Source organism: Bradyrhizobium sp. (assembly GCF_016213215.1).
GTDB lineage: Bacteria > Pseudomonadota > Alphaproteobacteria > Rhizobiales > Xanthobacteraceae > Bradyrhizobium.
Genome location: NZ_JACRAW010000029.1, coordinates 1 through 2,273 on the forward strand (window position 1 = coordinate 1; position 2,273 = coordinate 2,273).

4 protein-coding genes are annotated in these 2,273 nt (G+C 60.0%); all 4 read left to right on the forward strand.

Features of this window, described 5'->3' with window-relative positions; all coding sequences use genetic code 11:
- The coding region (locus HY852_RS07035) for a hypothetical protein (protein ID WP_291603678.1) at nt 1-403 on the forward strand (403 nt) is incomplete at its 5' end.
- A gap of 17 nt (nt 404-420) precedes the next feature.
- On the forward strand, nt 421-1,245 hold the full coding sequence (locus HY852_RS07040; protein WP_291603679.1) for an ABC transporter ATP-binding protein: 825 nt from the start codon (nt 421-423) through the stop codon (nt 1,243-1,245).
- Nucleotides 1,242-1,997: an ABC transporter permease gene (locus HY852_RS07045; protein ID WP_291603680.1), complete on the forward strand. Its 756-nt coding sequence runs from the start codon at nt 1,242-1,244 to the stop codon at nt 1,995-1,997. The genes HY852_RS07040 and HY852_RS07045 overlap by 4 nt, the downstream gene beginning before the upstream one ends.
- Nucleotides 1,998-2,018: 21 nt before the next feature.
- Nucleotides 2,019-2,273: amidase family protein (locus HY852_RS07050; protein WP_291603681.1), on the forward strand; the 255-nt coding region annotated here is incomplete at its 3' end.

Below are 2,273 nucleotides of genomic sequence, written 5' to 3' on the forward strand. Positions count from 1 at the left end.
CGCCTCGACCATGCGCAAGATGGGCGTCGCCACGATGCTGGAGGCCGGTGTGATCGCTCGCTACGTTCTCGGCGATCCCGAGGCCGACGCCTATGTCGGTGGCTGCGCGCTCACCTCTGAATTTATCAAGATCAGGCCCGAGGTGGCCAAGCGTTTCACGGCGGCCTGGGCCAAAGCGGTCGACTTCATCACCAAGAACCCTCAGCAAGCGCGGCAGTATCTTTTGAAGAATACGTTCACGCCGGCCGACGTGGTCGATACCGTTCCGATGATCAAATACGTGATGACCAAGAACCTGACTGCTAAGGATAAAGCTGCGTACCAGAAGTTCATCGACTTCTCGGTGACTACTGGCACTCTGCCGGAAAAGGTCGACGTCACCAAATATCTGCAGACGTTCTGAGCCAAAACGAGCGAACGATGGACCGGCGAGCAACCGCATTGCGACAGACGCCCGCCGGTCCGACGGGAAGCATTCCGGCGGTCGAGCGCGCTCACGTTACCATTCGCGGCCTGAGCAAACGCTTCAATAATGTGATAATCTACGACAAGTTCGATTTCGACATTCCCCGCGGCAAGCTAATTTCAGTGTTCGGCCCGAACGGTTGCGGCAAGAGCACGCTGATTAACATGATTGCCGGGCTGATTCCGCTCGACGAAGGTGAGATCCTGTTCGACGGCAAGAAGCTGAGCGAAATCAAGTTCGGCTATGTGTTCCAGAATTATCGCGAGGCGCTGTTTCCGTGGCTGCGTGCGATCGACAATATCGAGTACCCGCTGAAGGTGATGCGGATTCCAGATGCGGAGCGCCGCGCGCGTTCCGAGAAGCTGATCGCGCATCTCGGGGTCAAGCTCGATCTTAAGCGCTACCCCTACGAAATGTCCGGCGGCCAGCAGCAGCTCGTCTCGATCATGCGCGCGCTGATCGTCGAGCCGGAAATCTTGTTTCTCGACGAGCCTTTCTCCGCACTCGACTACGAGATGACCTTGTTCATGCGCGAGCAGCTCCAGCGCGTGTTCCAGGAGACCGGCACCACGACAGTGCTGGTTTCGCACGACCTCGAAGAGGCGGTGTATCTGGCCGATTGGGTGCTGCTGCTGTCGCGTCACCCGGCTTTGGTCGCCGACTTCGTACGCTACGACGACGCGCGTCCGCGCACCGATGCGACCTTGTCGGAGCCCGAATTCATCCGCGTCAAGGCACATTGCCTCGACGTGTTCCAGCGTGAGGTGCGCAAGGGATGAAGCGCCTTGACCCGCTTCTGCCGATCGTCGGCGTCGTCGGCCTGATTGTCGTCTGGTACCTAGCGGTATGGTTCCAGGTCGTCGATCCGGTGCTGCTGCCGTCCCCGACCAACACCTTCTGGGCCTTTTGGAAAGGCATGAACGGCGGCGCGCTCGGCTTCGACTTCCTCAAGACTGTGCAGCGCACCACCATTTCGACACTGATCGCCGCCGCCATCGCCATCCCGCTCGGCATCTTTCTCGGCTCGTCGGAACGGCTGTATCGCTCGGTCGAGTTCATCATCGACTTCTTTCGCTCGACGCCGGCCTCAGCGATGTTTCCGCTGTTCCTGGTGTTATTCGGGGTCGGCGACAAGACCAAGATTTCGGTCGCGGCGTTCGGCGCATTGCTGGTAATCTTGTTTAACGTCGCCTACGGCGTCATGAACGCGCGCAAAACGCGCCTGCTGGCTGCGAAGGTGATGGGGGCCTCGCGCCTGCGCGTACTTACCGACGTGATGTTGCTCGAATCGCTGCCGCAGACCTTCATCGGCCTGCGCAATGGCGTGTCGCTGGCGCTGGTGATTATCGTCGTCGCCGAAATGTTTATCGGCTCGACCGATGGGCTCGGCCATCGCGTCTTCGAGGCTCAGCAATTGTTCGAGATGCCGGACATGTACGCGGCGATCTTCGCCGCCGGCGCCCTTGGCTACGGGCTCAATCTGCTATTTTTGCTGGTCGAGCGGCGGTTTGTGCATTGGTCGGGGAAATAGTCGGCACGGAAGACATCCATCATGTCCAATGATCTGACACGCAAATCTGCCACCGAATTGGCCGCGCTGATCAAATCTCGCGCGCTAAGCCCGGTCGAACTGCTCAACGCCTGTTTGGCGACGATCGCACGGGTGAACCCGAAATTAAATGCCATCGTGACACTTGCCGCCGATCAAGCGCGGGACGCCGCGCGGGACGCCGAGGCGGCGGTGATGCGCGGCGACACTGTGGGAGCGCTGCACGGGCTGCCGATCGGGGTTAAGGACGTGACCCCC